Source organism: Micromonospora sp. NPDC005205 (assembly GCF_040608275.1).
In the GTDB taxonomy this organism is placed as follows: domain Bacteria; phylum Actinomycetota; class Actinomycetes; order Mycobacteriales; family Micromonosporaceae; genus Micromonospora.
This window is the reverse complement of the sequence record NZ_JBEXHV010000002.1, coordinates 100,698-122,251: the sequence shown is the minus strand read 5'-3', so window position 1 is coordinate 122,251 and position 21,554 is coordinate 100,698. Positions and strand designations below refer to the sequence as shown.

The window sequence follows — 21,554 nt, the reverse complement described above, 5'->3', positions numbered from 1 at the left end:
CACAACCGACGTCGACAGTGAGGAGTGCGCATGGCAGTGCAGACCGGACTGGGCGAACCGCGCGGTCCCTGGTTCATCTCACCGGAACTCGACCCGGACGGGCGCGGGTGGTGGGACGCGCCCGAGCGCGACCCGGGCAGGCGAGGGCCCGGGCGGCTGTTCACCGTGTTGGCCGTGGTGGTGGTCTCGGCCGTCTCCGGTGCTCTCGCCGGCGGCGTGGTGGCCAGTCGGGACGGGGCTGGTGGCCCGGCTGCGGCGTCCGCCGCTCCGGTGCCGGCCGAGCTGGTCACCGCGGCCGAGCGGACCGTACCCGGGGTGGTGTCGGTGCTGGCCGGCGGCGCGACCAGCGGGTCCGCGACCGGCTCCGGCTTCGCCGTGGACGACCAGCAGCACCTGATCACCAACGACCACATCCTGGCCAAGGGGGGTGGCGGACCGGTGACCGTCGAGCTGCCCGACGGTCGCCGGTTCGCCGCCGAGGTGGTCGGACGGGAGCCGCGCAGCGACCTGGCGGTGCTGAAGGTGCCGGCATCGGCGGGTCTCACCCCGCTGCCCCTGGCCAAGCCCGGCGCGACCCGGGTCGGTGAGCCGGTGCTCGCTGTCGGTTCACCGCTCGGTCTGGCGGGGACGGTCACCGCAGGCATCGTCAGCGCGCTCGACCGGGAGGTGCGGCTCGGCAACAACCGGCACACCGCGGTGCAGACCGACGCGTCAATCAACCCCGGCAACTCCGGTGGGCCACTGGTCAACGCACGCGGGGAAGTGGTCGGGGTGAACACCGCGATCGCCACCATCGATGGAAACGGCTCGATTGGCATCGGGTTCGCCATCCCGATCGACCAGGTGCAGCAGACCGCCGACACGATCATCGGCAAGGGCGGCTGAGCTGCCCGAACACCCTGACGGTGCCAGCACTGTCGGATATCCGGCCGGACGGCATCGGACAATGGAAATATTACGCTCGGTATGGATACTGGCTGAGGTGGAGCGTCCTCTTCTCACGGTCCTCCTGCTGGTGGGCCTGGTCATCGGATGTGCAGTGGGGTCGGCGTACGCCCGGGCACGGCGCGGGTGGAACGATTACCAGACCGTCAAGAAATCGGTGCCAGGCGCCCGCCGCGGCGCCTGGTCACTGATCCGCGGCGTCGTCGTGAAGGCCGCGGTCATCGGGGTGCTGCTCTTCGGCGCGGTGGCGTACGCGGCCGTCGGCTCCGACGAGGAGACCGCCGGGCCGCCGCCCAGCCAGTCCCCGACGCAGAGTGAGCCTCCGCACCGATGACCCCCGGCAGGTCGTCGCGGGTTAGCCTCGGGGCGTGGACGACGGACTGCGGGTGACCGACCGGTGGGTCGTCCCCGCCGGGGAGCTGCGGGAGCGCTTCTCCCGCTCGTCGGGGCCGGGCGGGCAGGGCGTGAACACCGCGGACTCCCGGGTCGAGCTGAGCTACGACGTGGCCAACTCGCCGGCCGTGCCCGAGTGGCTGCGGGCGCGGGCGCTGGCCCGGCTGGCCAACCGCCTCGTCGACGGGGTGCTGACGATCGCCGCCAGCGAGCACCGTGCCCAGCTGGCCAACCGGGAGGCGGCCCGGGCCCGCATGACAGCTCTGCTGCGGGAGGCCGCCGCGCCTCCACCGCCGACCCGCCGAGCCACCCGGCCGTCCCGTGGGGCCAAGGAACGCCGACTGGCCGAGAAGAAGCGCCAGTCCCAACGCAAACGGGACCGCCGCGCCGACGACGACTAGGCCCCAGCCCAAACGGGGACAGCGCCGCGCCGACGACTATCCCGGGACGGCGGCGAGCAGCCGGTCGCGCAGCACGGCGGCACGCTCGGCGAAGCCGCGCTGCGCCGCCGCGTACTCCGCCCGGCCGTCCGGAGTCTCCACCCGCACCGGCGGGTAGCCGAGGGCAGCCAGGTCGTACGGGCTGGCCCGCATGTCCAGCGTGCGGATGTCCCGGGCCAGGTCGAACGCGTCGGCCACCAGTTCCGAGGTGACCAACGGCGACAGCTTGTACGCCCACTTGTACAGATCCATGTTGGCGTGCAGGCAGCCCGGCTGCTCGTTCGCGTGCTGCGTCTCCCGGGTCGGGGTGAGCAGGTTCAACGGGCGGGCCGGCGGGGTGAAGAACCGGAACGCGTCGAAGTGGCTGCACCGCACGCCCCGCTCCTCGACGACCTCGGCGGTGCGTTCCGCGCTGAGCCGCAACGGCCAGGCGTTGTGCCGCAACTCCTCCCGGGTCTGCCGGTAGACCATCGCCCACTCGTGCATCCCGAAGCAGCCGAAGTGCGGCGCCCGTCCCCGCGTCGCCTCCAGCAGGGAGCGGATCCAGGCGATCGACTCGCCGCGCCGCGCGCGTACCCCCTCGGTGTCGAGGGTGACCCCGGCGGTGCCGGCGCGGTAGTCGCGGCCGAACTCGCCCGGGTCGGCGTCCCGTAGCTCGACCCCGGGCCCCGGATGCCAGCGCCGCAGCTGGGCCGGGCGGTGCGAGTAGTAGGTGAACAGGAAGTCGGCCACCGGATGCCGCTCACCGCGTCGTCGCCGGGCCAGGTGCGGGGTCAGCCAGACATCCACCCGCTCCTCGTGGGCCCGCCGGCGGGCCTGCCACTGCGCCGCGTCGAGCACGGCGGGGGCGAGGGCGGCGGTCACGCACCCCAGGGTACGACCGCCGCCCGCGCACCGGTCAGGGCATCTGCACCCGGACGCCTGCGGAGAACACCCCGCTGCGCAGCTCCAACTGCTGGGGAGGGTCCCGCCCGTCGACGGTGAAGACCAGCGGGAGCACCATCCGGGTGCCCGCCGCCATCGGGTCGGCGAAGACGTCCCGACCCAGGTTCGCCGTCCGGGTGGCCGGCTCGTCGGTGCTCACCCAGCGCCCATCGGGCAGGTACGCCCGTTGCAGCTCGCTGTGCCAGGGCTGGTGGTCGCCGGTGACGTTGCGCACTCCGACGGTGGCCTCGCAGCGTCGCCCGTTGGCCGGTGCGGCACCGCCACCGTCGGTCTTCCCGGCGGTGCCGGGCGCGCCGCAGGTCATCCGGTACACGGTGAACTCGAACGCCGACTCGCGCAGCGGCACTCCCATGGCCCCGGCGACCCCGGTGCCCACCCACGCGCCGCTGGTGGGCTGTTTCTGCGTGTCGATCGCCGCGACCTGCCGGGTCGCCGTCCAGCCCGCGGTGCCGACCACGCCGGCGAGCACCACCACGGCGGCACCCACCAACATCCACACCGGCGGGGTACGCCGACGTCGCACCGGACTCGGGGCCGCCGGCCGGGGATAGACCGTCCCGCGGCCACCCTCGGCGCCGCCGCCGGTGGAGAGCGCGGCAGCCGTCACCCGACGCCCGCGCCGACGTCGCCACACCCAGACCACTGCGGCGCTGATCAGCAGCAGGACCGCCAGTCCGGCGAGCAGCACCGGGTAACGGCGCCACGGTGGCGCCTCGCTCACCTCGGCCGGCGGTGCCGCTGCCGCCTGCCAGGTGGCCGTGGCGCAGTCGTACGGCCGGCTGCCGTCACTGGTGAACGCGCAGGTCGGCGCGGTCAGCGGCCGGCCCGGCGCGGTCGCCGCGAGCGCGGTGCCCAGGGTGGTGGTGCTGTGCGCGGGCAGCCGCAGCCGCCAGGTCACCTCGGTGGCCGACCCGCCGGCCGAGCTGGATCGGCCACCACCGCTGATCGCGGTCGTCGACGAGCCGGGCGGCAGTTCCTGACGCACAGTGGTCTCCAGCGGCGAGTTGCTCACGTTGCGCACCTGGATCCGGTACCTCGGTGCCGGGCTGCTCTCCGTGGCGACCGCGACAGTGACCTGTTGCGGGGGTGCCGAAGCCGGTGCCCGGGTCGGTGGTGCCATCGCCGGTGGCGCCGAGGGCGGGGTGGGCTCGGTCACCCGCGCGACCATCGCCACCGGCGGCCGGGTTCCCACTGGTGCTGGTGTGGCGGCCGGTGGTGGCCCGACCGCCGTTGGTTGTGGTGCGGCGGCCGGTGGTGCGGCGGCCGTTGGTTGTGGCGTGGCCGCCGGTGGTCGTGGCGTGGCCGCCGCCTCCGGGGCCGCCGTCGGCAGGGCCGGCACGGCGGCGAGGATGCCGAGGCAGTGCACGAACACTGCGAGGGCTCTGTGGTGTCGTGTCGATGCAGGCATACGACGAACCTCCGGAGCCGACGCTAGGGGCCAGCCGCCTCCGTGCGGGTACGAAGTCGAGAAGTCCGCCCCGGTCACCTCCAGCTCCGATAGGGTGCCGCGCGTTGACGGGTTGAGCACACCCGACCGCCTGTCCTGGCCGTTCGGGGTGCCGGCGGCGCTAGATTGGCCGGGTGCGTATCGCTCGTTTCGCCCATGCCAAGGGAATGTCGTTCGGTGCCGTCGAAGGCGAAGCGGAGGCCGGGCCGCAGGGTCTGACCATCGCCGAGATCGAGGGCCACCCGTTCGGCAATCTCTCCTTCAGTGGGGCCCGCTGGGCCCTCTCCGACGTTCGGCTGCTCTCGCCGATCCTGCCCAGCAAGGTGGTCTGTGTCGGCCGCAACTACGCCGACCACGCCGCCGAGCTCGGCAACGAGGTGCCCAAGGAGCCGCTGCTCTTCCTCAAGCCGTCCACCTCGGTGATCGGCCCCCGGGACGCCATCCGGCTGCCGATCTTCTCCAAGCAGGTCGAGCACGAGGCGGAGCTGGCGGTCGTGATCGGGGCGCCGGGTGCCCGCCGCGCCGACCGCGCCGCCGCCGAACGCGCCATCTTCGGCTACACCTGCGCCAACGACGTCACCGCCCGGGACCTCCAGCGGTCGGACGGGCAGTGGACCCGGGCCAAGGGCTTCGACTCGTTCTGCCCGATCGGTCCGTGGATCACCACCGGGCTGGACGTGTCCGACCTGGAGATCCGGTGTGAGGTGGGTCGCAACCCGGAGGAGATGGAGGTACGCCAACTCGGCCGGACGAAGGACATGGTCTTCGACGTGCCGGGCCTGGTGTCGTACATCTCGCACGTCATGACTCTGCTGCCCGGCGACGTCGTTCTCACCGGCACTCCAGCCGGGGTTAGCCCGCTTGTCGAGGGGGATACGGTCACCGTGCGGATCGACGGCATCGGCGAGCTCACCAACCCGGTGGTTCCCGTCGCCTGATCCGTATGATGCCCCTGTTTCCGCAGCTCACGGTGGTTCGGGGGGATCGGATTTGGCCTGTCGGCACCGGGAGGGTAAAGTTCACTCCCGGCGCCGCAAGGGGCCAATGGGGTATGGGGTAATTGGCAGCCCGACTGATTCTGGTTCAGTTAGTCTAGGTTCGAGTCCTGGTACCCCAGCGCTGCTGGAGTTCGCGAGAATTTCCAGACGCTGGATTCTGACGGAGTTCGACTCCGCCCCTTCGGGGGCGGAGGGTGGTCTTCGGTAGAGTGCAGCTCCTCCGCCGCCAAGGTGGGGGAGCAAAAGTTGTTCTGGCCCCGTCGTCTAGCGGCCCAGGACGCCGCCCTCTCAAGGCGGTAGCGCCGGTTCGAATCCGGTCGGGGCTACAGCGTGCACAGCCCGTCTCACCTCGTGAGGCGGGCTGTTTCGTGTCCGCCGTTCGGTGCCCCGTCCGGCCTCCGCCGGGCCCTCGGGCGGCGGCGCACCCCGCGCTCGCACCCCGGTACGGTGCCGCTAGACTACATTCGCACCGCCCGCGAGGGTGGTGAACGGAAAAGTTCTGGCCCCGTCGTCTAGCGGCCCAGGACGCCGCCCTCTCAAGGCGGTAGCGCCGGTTCGAATCCGGTCGGGGCTACAACCAAAGGCTCATCTCGCCCAGCGAGATGAGCCTTTTCCCGTCCCACCCCGTCCCACCCCGTCCCACCCCGTCCCACCCCGTCCCACCCCACCCCAACCCGCACCCACCCCGCCCCGCGCACCTACCTCCGCCCCGGTTGATCATGAAGTTATTGCCCTCGCCCTCGGCGTGTCATGACAATAACTTCATGATCAACGAGGGCGGGCCGGGGTGGAGGGCGGGCCGGGGTGGAGGGCGGGCCGGGGTGGAGGGCGGGCCGGGGTGGAGGGCGGGCAGGGGGTGGGGGTGGGGGTTAGAGGCCGGACAGGCGTTGGCCGGCTCTCACCACTGCCATGGCGTGGCGTTCGCCGGGGCGGCGGCCCAGGCGCTCGATCGGGCCGGAGATGCTGACCGAGGCGATGACCCGGCCGGTGCGGTCGCGGATCGGGGCGGAGACGCTCGCCACGCCGGCCTCCCGCTCGGCGACGCTCTGCGCCCAGCCGCGACGGCGTACCTCGGCGAGGGTGCGGCCGGTGAACTTGCTGCGCGGCAGCAGCGGCATGACCGCCTCCGGCGGCTCCCAGGCGAGCAGGATCTGGGCCGCTGAGCCGGCCGTCATCGGCAGCACCGAGCCCACCGGAACCGTGTCCCGTAGACCGCTGGCGCGTTCCGCCGCCGCCACGCAGATCCGCTCGTCGGCACGGCGCAGGTAGAGCTGCGCGCTCTCACCGGTGGCGTCGCGCAGCGCGGCCAGCAGCGGCTCGGCGGCGGTCAGCAGAACGTCCGGTGCGGCGTTCGCCAGCTCCCCCAGGCGGGGGCCGGGCCGCCATCTGCCCTGGGTGTCACGCACCAGCATTCGGTGGATCTCCAGGGCCTGGGCCAGGCGATGTGCTGTGGCCCGGGGCAGCTTGGTGCGTTCGACGAGTTCGGCCAGGCTGGCGCCGTCCACGCAGGCGGCCAGGATGACCACCGCCTTGTCGAGAACGCCGACACCGCTCATACTGTGTCCCACAAGCCGAAACTTACCTCCCAGAATTTAGGATGTCCAGATGGTGGGAGTCACTCCTGAGCCGAGGACCCTGGCCGAGAAGGTCTGGGACGCGCACGTCGTACGGTCCGCCGCTGGTGAGCCGGACCTGCTCTTCATCGACCTGCACCTGCTGCACGAGGTGACCAGCCCGCAGGCCTTCGACGGGCTGCGGCTCGCCGGGCGCCGGGTGCGTCGTACCGACCTGACCCTCGCGACCGAGGACCACAACACCCCGACCGGGTACGACGACCCGGCGTTCCGCCTCCGCCGTGGTGACCTGCTCACCATCGCGGACCCCACGTCGCGTACGCAGATCGAGACGTTGCGCCGCAACTGCGCCGAGTTCGGAGTGCGGCTGCACCCGCTCGGCGACGACAACCAGGGCATCGTGCACGTGATCGGCCCGCAGCTCGGTGTCACCCAGCCGGGCATGACGATCGTCTGTGGCGATTCGCACACCGCCACCCACGGCGCCTTCGGAGCGCTCGCCTTCGGCATCGGCACCAGCGAGGTGGAGCACGTTCTGGCCACCCAGACGCTGCCGCAGAGCCGGCCGAAGACGATGGCCGTGAACGTCACCGGCCGGCTCGCGCCAGGCGTGACCGCCAAGGACCTGGTGCTCGCGCTGATCACGCAGGTCGGCACCGGTGGAGGTCGCGGGCACATCGTCGAGTACCGCGGCGAGGCGATCCGCGCCCTCTCCATGGAGGGGCGAATGACCATCGCCAACATGTCCATCGAGTGGGGCGCCAAGGCCGGCATGATCGCGCCGGACGAGACCACCTTCGCGTACCTCAAGGGTCGACCGAACGCGCCGCAGGGCGCGGACTGGGACGCGGCGGTGGCGTGGTGGCGGACGCTTCCCACCGACGAGGGCGCGAGCTTCGACGCCGAGGTGACCCTGGATGCCAGCCAGATCACCCCGTTCGTCACGTGGGGCACCAACCCGGGGCAGGGCGCGCCGCTGAGCGCGCCGGTGCCGGACCCGGAGGAGTTCGTCACCGACTCGGAGCGTGCCGCCGCACGCCGCGCCCTGGAGTACATGGACCTGCGTCCCGGCACCCCGCTTCGGGAGCTGCCGATCGACGTGGTGTTCGTGGGGTCCTGCACCAACGGTCGCCTGGAGGACCTGCGGGCCGCCGCCGACGTGCTGCGTGGCCACCGGGTCGCCGACGGCGTCCGGATGCTCGTGGTGCCCGGCTCCGCCGCGGTGCGCGAGGCCGCCGAGGCCGAGGGCCTGGACAAGGTCTTCGCCGACGCCGGGGCGGAGTGGCGGTTCGCAGGCTGCTCCATGTGTCTGGGGATGAACCCCGACACGCTGAAGCCGGGCGAGCGCTCCGCCTCCACCTCGAACCGCAACTTCGAGGGCCGTCAGGGCCGGGGCGGGCGCACCCACCTGGTCTCCCCGCCGGTGGCCGCCGCCACCGCCGTGGTCGGCCGGCTGGCCGCCCCCGCCGACCTGTAGAAGGGACCGACGAGATGGACAAGTTCACCACCCACACCGGCACCGCCGTGCCGCTGCGCCGGTCCAACGTGGACACCGACCAGATCATCCCCGCCGTGTACCTCAAGCGGGTGACCCGGACGGGCTTCGCCGACGGGCTGTTCAGCGCCTGGCGGGAAGATCCGGCATTCGTGCTCAACGATGAAAACTATTCCGGAGCGTCGATCCTCATCGCCGGTCCGGAGTTCGGCACGGGGTCCTCCCGGGAACACGCCGTCTGGGCGCTACGGGACTGGGGCTTCCGTGCCGTGGTGGCCCCGCGCTTCGGTGACATCTTCCGCGGCAACGCCCTCAAGGAAGGTCTGTTGCCGGTCGAGTTGGAATTGAAAGCCGTCGAAGAGTTGTGGGACCTGGTCGAAGCGGATCCCACCACTCCGGTGACGGTCGACCTGACCGCCCGCCAGCTCCGGGCGGGGGACGCCAGCTGGTCGTTCCCGCTTGACGACTTCAGCCGTTGGCGCCTCCTGGAGGGCCTCGACGACATTGGACTCACCCTCCGCCACGCCGCCGACATCGACTCCTACGAGGCGCGCCGACTGCCCTTCCTGCCCTCCGTGGCATAGCCGTTAGGCCGCCCGCGCAGCGGATTTCACCCCCATCGGTCCATCCGGTGGGGGTGAATCCGTTACGACACAAGGGCTTTTTTCTACCGAATGTTTGTGTCCCGGCAGCACAGGGCATACCGTGCGCGCAGAATGGCTCGCGACGAGTCAGTTGCACAATCGGGAGGAAGTCGTGAACAAGGCCGAGCTCATCGAGGCGCTCGCCGTTCGCCTGGGGGACCGGAAGATGGCGACGGCCGCGCTCGACGCGGTCCTCACCGAGGTCCAGGCGGCGGTCACCAAGGGCGAGAAGGTGGCGATCACCGGATTCGGAGCATTCGAAAAGCGTGTGCGTGGCGCGCGAACAGCGCGCAACCCGCGTACCGGCGAGGCGGTGAAGGTCAAGAAGACGTCAGTCCCGACCTTCCGCCCCGGCGCCGGGTTCAAGGAAATGGTGGCCAGCGGCAAGGTGCCGAAGGCCGCGGCGGCGACGAAGAAGACCGCCACCAGCACCGCCACGGCCAAGGCGGCGGGCACGAAGGCGACCGGCACCAAGGCGGCTACCGCCAAGGCGGCGGGCACCAAGGCGACCACGGCGAAGGCGGCCAGTAAGAAGACCGCCCCGGCCAAGGCGAGCAAGACCGCCACGGCGACCAAGACGGTCGCCAGCAAGAAGACCGCCCCGGCCAAGGCGAGCAAGACCACCACGGCGACCAAGACGGCCGCCAGCAAGAAGACCACAGCGGCGAAGAAGACCACCGCCGCGACCCGGTCGACCGCGGCGAAGAAGACCACCGCGGCGGCGAGCAAGAGCACGGCGGCCAAGAAGGCGCCGGCGAAGAAGGCTCCGGCCAAGAAGGCGGCCAGCAAGCGCTGACCGACAGGTACCGCGAGGGCGTCCACCAGTGGGTGGGCGCCCTTTCGGTGTACCAGGACGACTTCTTCGGCGTACGGGGACCGTTGACCGGGTTGGCCCGCTCGCGCAGAATCGCCGTGCCGGCCACCCCTGGGCCGGCCCGTCGACGGGAAATGGGGCGCCGGTGCGCTACCGACAGCTCACCACCGGCACGCTCGCGCTGGGCGTGCTCCTCCTCATCGACGTGCTGCGGGTCTGGCTGCCCGGCATCATCACCATCTTCGGTCAGGCGGCGTCCACCCCGGCCGAGCTGATGGGGGCGTTCGCCCTCGGCTGGTTCGTGCTCGCGATGGGCGCACCCGCCGTGGTCCGCCGGGTCGGAGCCCGCCCGGTCACTGTCGTCGCCGCCGTCGCGCTCGCCGTTGCCCGGCTCGCGCTCACCGCCGCTCCAGGCGGGCGTACGCAGCTCTGGTTGGCCACCGCCGGTCTGCTCGCCGGGTTGGTCTGGCTGGTCGGCGTCGCGGCCGACACCGACCGTCCGGTCCCGGGGCTGGCGTTGGGGTTCGCTGTCAACGCGGCAGTGCACGCGGTGCTGGACACCGTCGACCTGGTCTGGCGGGGTGACTGGGTGGCCTGGCTGCTCAGCGCCGTCGCGGTGGCGGTGTTCCTGGTCGGCACGGCGCAACCCGGCCAGCGCGGCGGTGCGGGTAACGCCCTCGCTGGCCCCGCTGACGCCGCTGTCGGCCCCGCTGAGGCCCCTGTCGGCCCCGCTGAGGCCCCTGTCGGCCCTGGTGGTGGCCGGGCCTGGCTGCTGGCCGGGCCGGCGCTGCTGCTGGCCGGGATGGTGGCGCTCTCCCCGGCGCTGGCCCGAACCGGAATGTCGTACCTGGTCGTTGGAGACGGGGTGGCTCGTTCGCCACTGTTCGGCCTGGCGCCGGTGCCGGTGGCGGTCGCCGGGTTCCTCTGCGCCGCGTTGACAGGGCCGCCGCGTGGGTGGGGCCGGGCGTACGGCCCGGTGGCGCTGCTCGGCGGCGCGGTGCTGTTCGCCCTCGACCGGGGCGACCTGCTCCTGCCGGCCATCCTCCTCGCCGCGGTCGGCCTCGGTGCCTGCCTCGCGCTGACCGACGACACCCGCCCGCCCGCCGCCGACACCGCGAGCGCCGGCACCAGCGCCGCCCGGCGGGGGTACGCGGTGGCCGCCGGGATGCTCGTCTTCGCGCTGGGGGCGGTTGGCTACTACTCGGCCTACGACCTCGGCTACCCCAACGCGGCGGTGCCGGTGGTGGTGGCCGTGCTGATCGCCGCCGTGGCGTTCACCGCCCGCCCCGTCGGCGACCGGCTGCCCGGGCCGTTTCCGCCGCTCCGGGCCGCCGCGGCGGTCACCGCGTTGGCCCTGTTGGCACCGGTGCTCGCCGACGAGGTGCCGGTGGCCAGCAACCGGGACGGCCCACCGGAACGGTTGACAGTGGTGGCGTACAACATCCGGATGGGGTTCGGGCTGGACGGCCGGTTCGACCTGGCCGGTCTCGCCGAGGTGGTCGAGCGGCAACGGCCCGACGTGGTGCTGCTCAGCGAGGTGGACCGGGCGTGGCTGCTCAACGGCGGGCACGACACCCTGGATCTGCTGGCCGACCGGCTCGGTATGCCGTACGTCTTCGGGCCGGCAGCCGACCCGGTCTGGGGCGATGCGGTGCTCAGCCGTTGGCCGGTGGACGATCCGCGGACCCTGCCGCTGGCCGCCGTCGGCGCGCCCACCGGTGCGCAGGCCCTCGCCGTCACGCTCGACCTCGGCGACGGTGTCCGTACCGCCGTTGTCAGCACCCACCTTCAACCGCCACCCGGCAAGGGCCCGGTGGTCCAGGCCCGCGCGGTCGCCGACTTCGCCACCCGGTACGCGGCCGGTCGGCCGTTGGTGGTGGCCGGTGACCTGAACACCGAACCGGGCGACGAGGCGTTCGTGGAGTTCACCAAGGCCGGCCTGGTCGACGCGTTGGCCGCCGCCCGACCACTGGCGACCAGCCCGGCGGACGACCCGCGCCAGCAGATCGACCACATCTTCGTCTCGCCCGGCCTGACCCCCGGCGATCCGGTCGCGCCGCGCAGCACCGCCAGCGACCACCTGCCGGTCGCGGTGACAGTGACCCTGCCGCCCCGCTGACGAAGGCGGGCCCTACAGGCGATCGGCGGCCAACAGCCGGTCGGCGGCGAAGGAGAGCAGCCAACCTCCGCCCTTCGGCGTGGTGAAGTCCTCATCGGTGCGGCCGGTCAGCCGCTCCAGGGCGCCCGGCAGGACCTTGCCCTGACTGCACACCGCCGACTGCCCACCGGTGCCGGCCAACTCCAGCAGCCGGGCGGCGGTGTGCAGGATCTGCTCGTCGCCCTGCTGGCCGGGTTGCGGCTCGTCCAGGTCGCCACAGACCTCGATCGGCAGATCGAGCAACGCGGCGACCGGATCGAGTGTCTGCACGCACCGTCGCGGCGACGCCGACACCAGCCGGGCCGGCCGGATCAGGGCGATCAGCCCGGCCAGCGTGCTCGCCTGGGCCCACCCCTCGGCGTCCAGGGGTCGCCCGACGTCCGGGCCGGACCAGGTGGCCCGCTTACCGGCGTGCGCGTGCCGGACCAGCGCGACAGTCGCCGTCACCGACGGCAGCGCGGCGAACGCCGCCAACACCTCGGCGTCGTGCGGGTAGCTGACCAACCGGATCGCGTCGTCCACCGCGAGCCAGCGGATGTCGTCCACCTCGGTGTCCGGTTGGAAACCGCCGCTGGCCACCGCGAGCATCGACCAGTAGTCGACGAGCTTGGGTTGCCCCTCGCTGCGGTAGCGCACCGACGGCAGCCGCACCTGCGGCACGCCCCGCACGTCGGCCTCCTCGGCCACCTCACGGACCGCCGCGGCCATCGCGTGCTCGCCCGGTTCCAGCTTGCCCTTCGGCAGCGTCCAGTCGCCGTAACGGGGACGGTGCACCACGCAGACGCGTACGCCGTCGTCGGTCGGCCGCCAGGCCACCCCGCCCGCTGCCCGGATGCCCGTCACGGCAGCCAACTGGTGCGCCGTCGCCGGGTGGCCCGGTGCCAGGCAGCCGGGAGGAGACCCCGCGTCCGGCGTACCGACTGGCGTTCCCGCTCGGCCAGCCGCCCGGCGGTGACAGCCAGCTCGTGGTCGCCCGGTCGCTCGGCGGCGATCTCCAACCAGGTGTCCGCCGCCACCGCCGCGTCCTGGTGCTCGCCGAGCACGTCCTGCACCTGGGCGAGTGCGCGGGACAGCCGCCGTGCGCCCTTGCCGACAGTCGGGGCCACCGCGTTGACCGCGTACCGGGTCTGCTTGCCCTCCTTGCGGACGGCGTGCCAGCGGTCGTCCGGCGACTGCGCGTCGAGCCCGCCGACGCCGTCCGGCCCGGTCAACCGCCGCCAGGGGCGGGCCACCAGCGCGGGTAGCGCCTGCGCGGCGGGCGCTGCCGCCCCTCGGGTGAACCGGGGCGCGCGGGCGGCCAGCACCAGGGAGTCCACCAGGGCCAGGTAGCGCGCGGAGCGCAGCATCTCGTCGATGGCGGTGAGCGCCTGCCGCTGCCGTTCTGCGAGCACCTCGTCGAGCCGGTCCACAGCGCCCCGGTCGAGCGGGCTCAGCGGATCGGCGTCGGCGGTACGGCGCAGCCGCGCGCGCAGCACCTCGGCGTCGCGGGCCGCGCCGAGCACGTCGGCCAGCCAGCGCAGCTCGGTGCGCAGCGGGCGGGACCAGGTCTTTCGCAGCAACGGTTTGAAGGTGCGCAGGTCGCTGCGCAGGCGTCGGCAGGCCACCCGCATCTGATGCACCGCGGTGTCGCCACCGGCGGCCGGGGCGCGCAGCCGGACCAGCGGGTCGTGCGCCAACAGCCGGCGGATCTCCTTACGGAGCGACTCGGTCACCACGTCACCGGCGTTCGGTTCGGCGGTCAACCCTGCCGGCGCGACCAGATCCGGATCGGCCTGCGCCGTCGCGCCCAGCGCCCGTACGTGCTTCGGCGTGAACGACCCGCCCTGGGCGCCGGCCTCGCGCAGCACCCCGCCGACCCGGTCGAGCAGCTCCCGGTCGCCGGCCTTCAGCTCCACCTCCACCTCGCGGAAGGTGTCGGTGGTGGTGCCGGAGTCGTCGAGCACTGTCACCCGGTCGTCCACCACCTCGGCGAGGACGGTGCCGGCCCGGTCACACACCTCGTACGCGTGCCGCACCGTGCGGACCACCGTCACCGGGGCCAGCGGCGCACCCCGTTGCAGGACGGTGACCAACTCCACCAGCTCCGGCGGCGGCTGCCCCTTCGCCCCGGGGCGGGAGATCTCGTGCCGGACGCCCGGGGTCCCGGTCGGCAGTTTCACTGTCCAGGGCAGCTCGTCACCCTTGCGGTGGCGCAGCGAGGCACCGGCCCGGGCCAGCCGCAGGTCGACGGTGTCGAGGTAGCGGGCGACAAGCGTCACCGGTGGCAGGGCCCGGACCCGGCCGCCGGCCGGGGCCGTGCCGGCCAGGTCCGGCAGCACGTAGGCGTCGTCCACCTCGTACTTCTGCTCCTCCTCGACCATCAGCTCAGCCTATGCGCTGCGCGGTCAGCTGGCCGTGCCACCGACGCGGCGCAGCAACAGTTCCTGAAGATGGGCCCGGGCCGCGTTGTCATCGCCGGTACGCCGGGTCCAGGTCCCGTCGCCGGACAGCTCGAACGCGTCCACTTCGGGGCTCATCGCGGCGGTGAGCACCTGGTCCAACTCGGCACGGGCGATCGGGTCGCTCACCCGCACCAGCGCCTCCACGCGTCGGTCCAGGTTGCGGTGCATGAGGTCCGCCGAGCCCATCCAGAACTCGGCGTCGCCGTTGTTGCCGAACCGGAAGACCCGGGAGTGTTCCAGGAACCGGCCGAGGATCGAGCGGACCCGGATGTTCTCCGACAGCCCCGGCACCCCCGGGCGCAGCGTGCACATGCCCCGGATGAGCAGGTCGACGTGGACGCCGGCCTGGGAGGCGCGGTACAACGCGTCGGTCACCCCCTCGTCGACCAGGGAGTTGACCTTGAATTGGACCAGGCCGGGCATGCCCAGGCGGACGTGCGAGATCTCCCGCTCGATCCGCTCGATGAGGCCGCTGCGGATGCCCTGCGGGGCCACCAGCAACCGCCGGAACGCGGTCTGCCGGCTGTACCCGGTGAGCACGTTGAACAGGTCGGTGAGGTCGGCGCCGATCTCCGGGTCGGCGGTGAGCATGCCGAAGTCCTCGTACAGTCGGGCCGTCTTCGGGTGGTAGTTGCCGGTGCCGATGTGGCAGTAGCGACGGATCTGGTTGCCCTCCTGCCGGACCACCAGCGCGGTCTTGCAGTGCGTCTTCAAGCCGACCAGGCCGTAGACGACGTGGCAGCCGGCGCGTTCCAGCGTGCGGGCCCAGCCGATGTTCGCCACCTCGTCGAAGCGGGCCTTCACCTCCACCAGCACCACCACCTGCTTGCCGGCGGCGGCCGCGTCGACGAGCGCGTCGACGATCGGGGAGTCGCCGCTGGTCCGGTAGAGGGTCTGCTTGATGGCCAGCACGTTCGGGTCGGCGGCGGCCTGCTCGATGAAGCGCTGCACGCTGGTGGCGAACGAGTGGTACGGGTGGTGCACCAGGATGTCCCCGTCGCGCAGGGTGGAGAAGACGCTGCGCGGCACCTCGCCCTCGGCGAGCCGGGGATGGGTGGCCGGCACGAACGGCGGGTCCTTCAGGTCCGGCCGGTCCGCCTCGCCGTACACCTGCCACAGCGCGGACAGGTCGAGCAGACCGGGCACCCGCAGCACGTCCTGGTCGTCCATGTCCAGCTCGCGGACGAGCAGCTCCAACATGTGGTCGGAGATGGACGCGGCGACCTCCAGTCGGACCGGGGGACCGAACCGCCGTCGGGCCAGCTCCCGCTCCAGGGCCTGGAGCAGATCCTCGTCGCGGTCCTCGTCGACCTCCACCTCGGCGTTGCGGGTGACCCGGAACAGGTGGCACTCGACCACCTGCATGCCGCTGAACAGCTGCCCCAGGTGCACCGAGATGAGGTCCTCCACCGGCAGCATCCGGACGCCCGGCTGGTCCCGGTCCACCCGGACGAAGCGGGGGACGTTGTTGGGCACCTTCACCCGGGCGAACAGCTCCGAACCGCCGTCGGGGTCACGGACCGCCACCGCCAGGTTCAGCGACCGCCCGGAGATGTACGGGAACGGGTGCGCCGGGTCCACCGCGAGCGGGGTCAGCACCGGAAAGATGTGCTCCCGGAAGTAGGTGCGCAGCCGCTCCCGTTCGCCGTCGCCCAGCTCGCCCCAGCGCAGGATGCGGATTCCCTCGTCGGCCAGCTTGGGCAGCACGTCGTCGACGAAGCAGGCGGCGTGCCGGGCGCCCAGCGCGGCGGTCCGCTCGGCGATCAGCTCCAACTGCGTACGCAGGGGCAGCCGGTCCCCGCCGCGCACCGGTAGGCCGGCGGAGAGCCGCCGCTTCAGACCGGCGATGCGCACCATGTAGAACTCGTCGAGATTGCTGGCGAAGATGGCCAGGAACTTGGCCCGCTCCAGCAGCGGGGTGCGCTGGTCCTCGGCCAGGGTGAGGACCCGGGCGTTGAAGTCGAGCCAGGACAGCTCCCGGTTGAGGAACCGGTCCTCGGGCAGCGGCGGGGGCGCTGCGGCCTCGTTGTCGTCCTCAGGCGCGGCACGGGTCGGCAGGTCGTCGGGCAGGACCTGGTGGACGCCACCGGCGGCGGGGCCGTCCGCTTGGACCTTCGGGGCGGGGTCGATGACCTCGTCCAGCCCGGAGGAGGCGGCTCCGGGATCGTCGGCGAGCGTGTCGGCGCGGGCGGCACCGGCACGTTCGGCGCGGGACGGGCGGAAGCGCCCATCGGTGCCGCGCGTACGGGAGCCGTTGCGGAGGTCGGTGGCGGGCGGGCGGGCCGGTTGCTCGCGAGGGGTGCTCACCCGCTCATAATCACCCGATTACGGTTAACGCAAAATGAACTTGGGCTCGCCGGCTCAGATCATCGTCGGCAATGTCACCCGGACAACCTCGCCGTCGGGATCCGTGTCGATGCGGACCCGCTGCCCGAGCCGGAGAAGCCGCAGCCCGGAGGCGTCGAAGGCCCGGGCGGGAAAACGCATCTCGGTGCCGTCGTCGAGCAGCAGGACACCGCTGCGCGTCGCCGCGTCGTAGCTGGCCACAGTGCCCTGCATGCTGGCACCGTACACCGGGCGGTTCGGCCTGTGGCGCGGGCTCGGCCCACCGGGCGGCTCAGCCTGCGGCGCGGGCCGGGCGACCGGCGGCCACCAGCGCGGCGGTGCGCGGCCCCAGCCCGAGCCGGGCGGCGGCGGCCAGGTCCGCGGCGGTGTCCACGTCCCGGCGCAGGCTGGGCCAGTCCCCGTCGAGCGGCAGCGCCCCGCTCGCCGCGTGCGCTACCGCCGAGCCCACCCCGAAACGCGGATCCAGCGGCACACCCGGCCCCGCCGTGAGCAGCACCGTGCCACCGCCGGGCGCGTCCGGCAGGAACCGGCGTACCCCGGGTCGACCGTTCTGCGCCGCGAGCAGCGCGCCGGCCAACTCGGCCGGGCGCAGCGCCGGCACGTCCGCGGTGATCCCGGCCACCCACCCGGCGGCGGCAGTGGCCGCCCCGTGCCGGAACGCGGCGTTCAGGCCGGCGTCCGGCTCGTCCGGCAGCACCCCCGCGCCGGCGGCCCGCGCCGCCGCCGCCACCCGGGCGTCGTCGGTCACCACCAGAGCCTCGGCGACCGCCGGGCAGGCCAGCACCGCGCGGAGCGTGTCGGCCGCCAGGGCCAGCGCCAACTCCTCATGCGGTACGCCGGGCAGCGCGCCCCGCAGCCGGCTCTTGGCCACGGCCAGCCGCTTCACCGGCACCACCACGGCCCACCTCGGCTGAGTCACGTCCGCAATCCTGCCAGCCGTACGGCGGGCCCCTCGCTGGCCGTACCGGGGGCGAGCAGGCATGATTTCCGCTGCGGGCGTCGCGGGCGGGATTTCGCGGCGGTTGGGGCGCGACGAGGAGGCACTGTGGCACGGCGGAGCCTGGGGTTCTGGCAACGGTTCGCCGTGTGGCTGGTGAAGCCGGTGATGACCATCTGGACCCGGCGTACCTGGCGTGGTCAGGAACATCTCCACGGCGACGGCGGCATGATCATCGTGGCGAACCACATCTCCCACGCCGACCCGTTGGTGTCCGCGCACTTCATCTACGACTCCGGGCGCTGGCCGCAGTACCTGGGCAAGGCCAGCGTGTTCCGGGTGCCGGTGGTCGGCTGGATCCTGCACCGGTGCCGGCAGATCCCGGTCGAGCGGGGCAGCGTGGACGCCGTCCGCTCGCTGGACGCACTGGTCGCCGCGCTCGACGAGGGCGGCGCGGTCGTGATCTACCCTGAGGGCACCACCACGCGACAGCCGGAGCTCTGGCCGATGAAGGCCAAGACCGGTGCGGCCCGCCTGGCCCTGGCCACCGGCGCCCCGGTCGTACCGGTGGTGATGTGGGGGCCGGAACGGATCTTCGACCCGCGGACGACCCGTGTCAGCCTGCGCCCCCGGATCCCGGTGACCGTTGCCGCCGGGGAGCCGATCGACCTGAGCCGGTGGGTGGACGCCCAGCCGACCCGGGACACCCTCGAAGAGATGACGGACACCATCATGTTGCGGCTGCGGGACATGCTCGCCGAGATCCGTGGCGGTACCCCGCCGCCACTGTGGGAGCGGCCGGCCCGACCGTCCGTCGGCCGCGAGCAGCGGGACGACGCGGCATGAGCGAGCGAAGCGAGCGAATCATCGGGCTCAGCAGCGGTGCCGTTCAGGCCGCCGCGCAGCGAAGCGGAGCGGTGGCATGAGCGGTCACGTTGCGGTGCTCGGTGCCGGTTCCTGGGGCACCGCGTTCGCCAAGATCCTCGCGGACGCGGGGCGGGACGTTACGGTGTGGGCCCGCCGGGCGCCCGTCGCCGAGAGCATCCGGACCGAGCGCCGTAATCCGGAGTACCTGCCCGATCTGCTGCTCCCGGCCCGTGTCACGGCCACCGCCGACGCCGCCGAGGCGATCACCGGGGCCGAGGTGGTGGTGTTGGCGGTGCCGTCGCAGACCCTGCGCGGCAACCTCGCCGAATGGGCCGAGCACCTGCACCCGGATTCCACCCTGGTGTCGCTGATGAAGGGCATCGAGCTGGGCACCACCAAGCGGATGAGCGAGGTCATCGTGGAGACCGCCGGGGTCGCCGCGGACCGGGTGGTCGTCGTCTCCGGCCCGAACCTGGCCCCGGAGATCGCCGCCGAGCAGCCCGCCGCGACAGTGGTCGCCGGAACGAACAGGGCCCGCGCCACGCTCGTCCAGTCGTCGATCCGGACGCCGTACCTGCGCCCCTACACGAACGACGACGTTATCGGCTGTGAGCTGGGCGGGGCGGTCAAGAACGTGATCGCCCTGTCGTACGGCGTCGCCACCGCGATGGGCTTCGGCGACAACACGCGGGCCATGCTGATGACCCGTGGGCTGGCCGAGACGGCCCGACTGGGCGTGGCGCTCGGCGCGGACCCGATCACCTTCGCCGGCCTCGCCGGCATGGGCGACCTGGTCGCGTCCTGCTCGTCCCCGCTGGCCCGCAACCGCACCTTCGGCGAGCATCTGGGCCGGGGTGAGACGCTGGAGCAGGCCCAGACCGCCACCCGGCAGACCGCCGAGGGCGTGAAGAGCTGCCTGGCGATCCGCGACCTGGCCCGGGCGCACGGCGTGGAGATGCCGATCACCGAGCATGTCGAGCGGATCTGCCACGAGGGGATGGACCCGCGGCTCGCCGTGGAGACCCTGATGAGCCGCACCGCCAAACCCGAGTCGTACGAGTGAGGAACCCGATGAGCGAGTGGGGGGACGGCACCCGCTGCGTACGCGCTGGCCTGCCCGAGCCGGTGCCGGGGGACCCGTTCCTGCCCGGGCCGGTCTTCGCCGCGCCGTACCACCTCGACCCGTTCGAGGGTCAGGGCACGTCACCGAACGGCTACGGCCGCCCCGACAACCCGACCCGTCGGCTGTTGGAGGTGGCGGTCGGCGAGCTGGAGGGCGGTGACTGCCGGGTCTTCGCGACCGGTCAGGCGGCCATCACCGGCCTGCTGCTCACCCTGCTTCGGCCGGGGGACACGGTGGTGCTTCCCACCGACGGATACTTCCCGGTCCGGGCGTTCGCCACCGGTGTGCTGGAGGCGATCGGCGTCCGGGTGCTGTTCGCGCCGACCGTCGGGCCGTACCCGTCGTTCGAGGGCGTCCGGCTGGTGCTGGTGGAGACGCCCGCCAACCCGGGCCTCGACGTGGTCGACGTGGCGGCCCTGGCCGAGCGGGCGCACGCCGCCGGCGCGCTGCTCGCTGTGGACAACACCACCGCCACCCCGCTCGGACAACGTCCGCTGGATCTCGGTGCCGACCTGGTGGTCGCCTCCGGGACGAAGGCGCTCACCGGCCACTCCGACCTGCTGCTGGGCTATCTGGCCAGCCGGTCCACCGAGCTGATCGACGCGGTGACGACCTGGCGTACCACCACCGGGGCGGTTCCGGGCGCGTTCGACGCCTGGTTGGCCCACCGGTCACTGGCCACTCTCGACCTGCGGTTGGCGCGGCAGAGCGCGAACGCCGCCGCGGTCGTCGACCTGCTCGCCAACCGGTCGGACGTGACCGGCCTGCGGTGGCCGGGGCGGCCGGACGACAGGGCGTACCCGGTGGCCTCGGCGCAGATGCGCCGGATACCGGGGGTGCTCTCGTTCGACCTGGGCGACGCCGACCGGGTGGGCCGATTCGTCGAGGCCGCCCGGCTGGTGGCGGCGGCGACCTCCTTCGGTGGCCTGCACACCACGGCGGACCGGCGGGCGCAGTGGGGCGACGACACCGCTCCCGGCTTCGTCCGGCTCTCCTGCGGCGCGGAGGACACCGCGGACCTGGTGGCGGACATCGCCGCCGCGCTCGATGTGGCCGGACCGGCTTGACGTCTCCTTCCCCCACCGAGCGGGCCGCTCTCGTGAGTCGGTTGCGGGCCGCCGGTTGCGTCTACGCCGAGGACGAGGCCGAATTGCTGCTGGCCGCCGCGCGCAGCCCGGCGGCGTTGGCCGACCTGACCGACCGTCGGGTGGCGGGCGAGCCGTTGGAGTACCTGCTCGGCTGGGCGGAGTTCTGTGGCCTGCGGATAGCGGTCGACGAGGGCGTCTTCGTGCCCCGGGCCCGGACCGCGCTGCTGGTCGAGATGGCTGCCGAGCTGACCGGCGCGGCACCGGCAGTGGTCGACCTGTGCTGCGGCTCCGGGGCCACCACCGTCGCGCTGGCGCACCGGCTCGCGCCGCGCTGGCTGGCCGCCGCCGACATCGACCCGGCGGCCGTGGCGTGTGCGCGTCGCAACGTCGTCGGGTTGGGCGTCGAGGTGTACGAGGGTGACCTCTTCGCGCCGCTGCCCGAGCGGTGGCGGGGTCGGCTGGACCTGGTGGTCGCCAACGCCCCGTACGTGCCGACCGACGCGGTCGCGCTGATGCCGCCGGAGGCGCGGCTGCACGAGGCCCCGGTGGCGCTCGACGGCGGCCCGGACGGGCTCTCCGTGTTGCGCCGGGTAGGTGTCGACGCGGCTGGTTGGCTCGCCCCCGGCGGCCACCTGGTGGTGGAAGCCGGCACCACCCAGATCGAAGCCCTCTGCGACGCATTCGGCGAAGCCGGCCTGATCCCCACCGTCCACCACGACGAGGACCTGGACGCCACCGCCCTGACCGCCCGACGCCCCGCCTAACCCGAACCCCCGAACCCCTGACCCGACCTCTGGCCCGCGTCGATCATGGAGTTGTGGCGCCTGGTTGATGCAGCTATGCGTTATTTGTCCCCCACCACAACTCATTGATCGACCCGGGCGGGCTGTCCGTTTTCT

Annotated in this window: 20 protein-coding genes and 3 tRNA genes; 15 read left to right on the top strand and 8 right to left on the bottom strand. The window is 72.8% G+C overall.

Annotation, left to right across the window (positions count from 1 at the left end):
- Positions 1-30: 30 nt before the first annotated feature.
- The 3 genes from ABZU43_RS05225 (at position 31) to arfB (ending at position 1,739) form a co-directional block, all read left to right on the top strand.
- The gene (locus tag ABZU43_RS05225) at positions 31-885 is read left to right on the top strand and encodes a trypsin-like peptidase domain-containing protein (RefSeq protein ID WP_355005292.1); all 855 of its coding nucleotides are present in this window, start codon (positions 31-33) and stop codon (positions 883-885) included.
- A gap of 97 nt (positions 886-982) precedes the next feature.
- Positions 983-1,279 (top strand): hypothetical protein, encoded by a 297-nt coding sequence (locus ABZU43_RS05220; RefSeq protein WP_355005291.1) that lies wholly within the window; start codon positions 983-985, stop codon positions 1,277-1,279.
- A gap of 34 nt (positions 1,280-1,313) precedes the next feature.
- Positions 1,314-1,739, top strand: coding sequence for an alternative ribosome rescue aminoacyl-tRNA hydrolase ArfB (gene arfB / locus ABZU43_RS05215; protein ID WP_355005290.1), 426 nt, complete (start codon positions 1,314-1,316; stop codon positions 1,737-1,739).
- Positions 1,740-1,775: 36 nt separating this feature from the next.
- On the opposite strand, the gene ABZU43_RS05210 is transcribed toward arfB, so the two are convergent.
- Together ABZU43_RS05210 and ABZU43_RS05205 are read right to left on the bottom strand one after the other, a co-directional pair.
- Positions 1,776-2,642, bottom strand: coding sequence for a 3-methyladenine DNA glycosylase (locus ABZU43_RS05210; RefSeq protein ID WP_355005289.1), 867 nt, complete (start codon positions 2,640-2,642; stop codon positions 1,776-1,778).
- Positions 2,643-2,676: 34 nt separating this feature from the next.
- Positions 2,677-4,131 (bottom strand): hypothetical protein, encoded by a 1,455-nt coding sequence (locus ABZU43_RS05205; protein WP_355005288.1) that lies wholly within the window; start codon positions 4,129-4,131, stop codon positions 2,677-2,679.
- A 173-nt stretch (positions 4,132-4,304) separates the two neighbouring features.
- Between ABZU43_RS05205 and ABZU43_RS05200 the strand changes: the two genes are divergently transcribed.
- The 4 genes from ABZU43_RS05200 (at position 4,305) to ABZU43_RS05185 (ending at position 5,742) form a co-directional block, all read left to right on the top strand.
- The gene (locus ABZU43_RS05200) at positions 4,305-5,108 is read left to right on the top strand and encodes a fumarylacetoacetate hydrolase family protein (protein WP_091393135.1); all 804 of its coding nucleotides are present in this window, start codon (positions 4,305-4,307) and stop codon (positions 5,106-5,108) included.
- 107 nt (positions 5,109-5,215) lie between these two features.
- Positions 5,216-5,287 (top strand) — tRNA-Gln (locus ABZU43_RS05195).
- Positions 5,288-5,421: 134 nt separating this feature from the next.
- A tRNA-Glu gene (locus ABZU43_RS05190) sits at positions 5,422-5,494 on the top strand.
- A 175-nt stretch (positions 5,495-5,669) separates the two neighbouring features.
- A tRNA-Glu gene (locus ABZU43_RS05185) sits at positions 5,670-5,742 on the top strand.
- Positions 5,743-6,037: 295 nt separating this feature from the next.
- On the opposite strand, the gene ABZU43_RS05180 is transcribed toward ABZU43_RS05185, so the two are convergent.
- Complete coding sequence (locus ABZU43_RS05180; RefSeq protein ID WP_007456408.1) at positions 6,038-6,724, bottom strand: IclR family transcriptional regulator; 687 nt, start codon at positions 6,722-6,724, stop codon at positions 6,038-6,040.
- 49 nt (positions 6,725-6,773) lie between these two features.
- Between ABZU43_RS05180 and leuC the strand changes: the two genes are divergently transcribed.
- The 4 genes from leuC to ABZU43_RS05160 all read left to right on the top strand — a co-directional run bounded on the left by leuC (position 6,774) and on the right by ABZU43_RS05160 (position 11,814).
- Positions 6,774-8,219, top strand: a complete 1,446-nt coding sequence (gene leuC / locus ABZU43_RS05175; protein ID WP_355005287.1) for a 3-isopropylmalate dehydratase large subunit — start codon at positions 6,774-6,776, stop codon at positions 8,217-8,219.
- Positions 8,220-8,233: 14 nt separating this feature from the next.
- Positions 8,234-8,821, top strand: coding sequence for a 3-isopropylmalate dehydratase small subunit (gene leuD / locus ABZU43_RS05170; protein WP_355005286.1), 588 nt, complete (start codon positions 8,234-8,236; stop codon positions 8,819-8,821).
- A gap of 172 nt (positions 8,822-8,993) precedes the next feature.
- The gene (locus ABZU43_RS05165) at positions 8,994-9,677 is read left to right on the top strand and encodes an HU family DNA-binding protein (RefSeq protein WP_355005285.1); all 684 of its coding nucleotides are present in this window, start codon (positions 8,994-8,996) and stop codon (positions 9,675-9,677) included.
- A 163-nt stretch (positions 9,678-9,840) separates the two neighbouring features.
- Complete coding sequence (locus tag ABZU43_RS05160; RefSeq protein WP_355005284.1) at positions 9,841-11,814, top strand: endonuclease/exonuclease/phosphatase family protein; 1,974 nt, start codon at positions 9,841-9,843, stop codon at positions 11,812-11,814.
- A gap of 12 nt (positions 11,815-11,826) precedes the next feature.
- Here the strand turns inward: ABZU43_RS05160 and ABZU43_RS05155 are convergent, their stop codons facing one another.
- From ABZU43_RS05155 to cofC, 5 genes are read right to left on the bottom strand one after another with little or no spacing between them, the layout of a single operon-like run.
- The gene (locus ABZU43_RS05155) at positions 11,827-12,705 is read right to left on the bottom strand and encodes an NUDIX hydrolase (RefSeq protein WP_355005283.1); all 879 of its coding nucleotides are present in this window, start codon (positions 12,703-12,705) and stop codon (positions 11,827-11,829) included.
- A complete protein-coding gene (locus ABZU43_RS05150; protein WP_355005282.1) occupies positions 12,693-14,213 on the bottom strand; it encodes a CYTH and CHAD domain-containing protein in 1,521 nt (506 codons plus the stop codon). Before ABZU43_RS05150 ends, ABZU43_RS05155 begins: the two co-directional genes overlap by 13 nt.
- A gap of 24 nt (positions 14,214-14,237) precedes the next feature.
- Entirely contained in the window at positions 14,238-16,601 is a 2,364-nt protein-coding gene (locus ABZU43_RS05145; protein WP_355005281.1) for an RNA degradosome polyphosphate kinase, read from the bottom strand.
- A gap of 54 nt (positions 16,602-16,655) precedes the next feature.
- Entirely contained in the window at positions 16,656-16,853 is a 198-nt protein-coding gene (locus tag ABZU43_RS05140; RefSeq protein ID WP_030335323.1) for a hypothetical protein, read from the bottom strand.
- Positions 16,854-16,911: 58 nt separating this feature from the next.
- Positions 16,912-17,559 carry a 2-phospho-L-lactate guanylyltransferase gene (cofC, locus tag ABZU43_RS05135; protein WP_355005280.1) on the bottom strand — a complete coding sequence of 216 codons (648 nt, stop codon included), beginning with the start codon at positions 17,557-17,559 and terminating at the stop codon, positions 16,912-16,914.
- A gap of 126 nt (positions 17,560-17,685) precedes the next feature.
- Between cofC and ABZU43_RS05130 the strand changes: the two genes are divergently transcribed.
- The 4 genes from ABZU43_RS05130 to ABZU43_RS05115 all read left to right on the top strand — a co-directional run bounded on the left by ABZU43_RS05130 (position 17,686) and on the right by ABZU43_RS05115 (position 21,419).
- Positions 17,686-18,423: a lysophospholipid acyltransferase family protein gene (locus tag ABZU43_RS05130; RefSeq protein WP_355005279.1), complete on the top strand. Its 738-nt coding sequence runs from the start codon at positions 17,686-17,688 to the stop codon at positions 18,421-18,423.
- Between the two features lie 76 nt (positions 18,424-18,499).
- Positions 18,500-19,507: an NAD(P)H-dependent glycerol-3-phosphate dehydrogenase gene (locus ABZU43_RS05125; protein WP_355005278.1), complete on the top strand. Its 1,008-nt coding sequence runs from the start codon at positions 18,500-18,502 to the stop codon at positions 19,505-19,507.
- An 8-nt stretch (positions 19,508-19,515) separates the two neighbouring features.
- Positions 19,516-20,634 (top strand): cystathionine gamma-lyase, encoded by a 1,119-nt coding sequence (locus ABZU43_RS05120; RefSeq protein ID WP_355005277.1) that lies wholly within the window; start codon positions 19,516-19,518, stop codon positions 20,632-20,634.
- The gene (locus ABZU43_RS05115; RefSeq protein WP_355005276.1) at positions 20,631-21,419 is read left to right on the top strand and encodes a putative protein N(5)-glutamine methyltransferase; all 789 of its coding nucleotides are present in this window, start codon (positions 20,631-20,633) and stop codon (positions 21,417-21,419) included. The genes ABZU43_RS05120 and ABZU43_RS05115 overlap by 4 nt, the downstream gene beginning before the upstream one ends.
- Positions 21,420-21,554 lie beyond the last annotated feature (135 nt).

What these genes read in the sequence shown, in the direction of transcription:
- ABZU43_RS05150 (WP_355005282.1), bottom strand. Translation starts at nt 14,213, where the DNA reads ATGGTCGAGGAGGAGCAGAAGTACGAGGTGGACGACGCCTACGTGCTG.
- leuD (WP_355005286.1), top strand. Translation starts at nt 8,234, where the DNA reads ATGGACAAGTTCACCACCCACACCGGCACCGCCGTGCCGCTGCGCCGG.
- ABZU43_RS05125 (WP_355005278.1), top strand. Translation starts at nt 18,500, where the DNA reads ATGAGCGGTCACGTTGCGGTGCTCGGTGCCGGTTCCTGGGGCACCGCG.
- ABZU43_RS05225 (WP_355005292.1), top strand. Translation starts at nt 31, where the DNA reads ATGGCAGTGCAGACCGGACTGGGCGAACCGCGCGGTCCCTGGTTCATC.
- leuC (WP_355005287.1), top strand. Translation starts at nt 6,774, where the DNA reads ATGGTGGGAGTCACTCCTGAGCCGAGGACCCTGGCCGAGAAGGTCTGG.
- ABZU43_RS05140 (WP_030335323.1), bottom strand. Translation starts at nt 16,853, where the DNA reads ATGCAGGGCACTGTGGCCAGCTACGACGCGGCGACGCGCAGCGGTGTC.
- ABZU43_RS05180 (WP_007456408.1), bottom strand. Translation starts at nt 6,724, where the DNA reads ATGAGCGGTGTCGGCGTTCTCGACAAGGCGGTGGTCATCCTGGCCGCC.
- ABZU43_RS05205 (WP_355005288.1), bottom strand. Translation starts at nt 4,131, where the DNA reads ATGCCTGCATCGACACGACACCACAGAGCCCTCGCAGTGTTCGTGCAC.
- ABZU43_RS05120 (WP_355005277.1), top strand. Translation starts at nt 19,516, where the DNA reads ATGAGCGAGTGGGGGGACGGCACCCGCTGCGTACGCGCTGGCCTGCCC.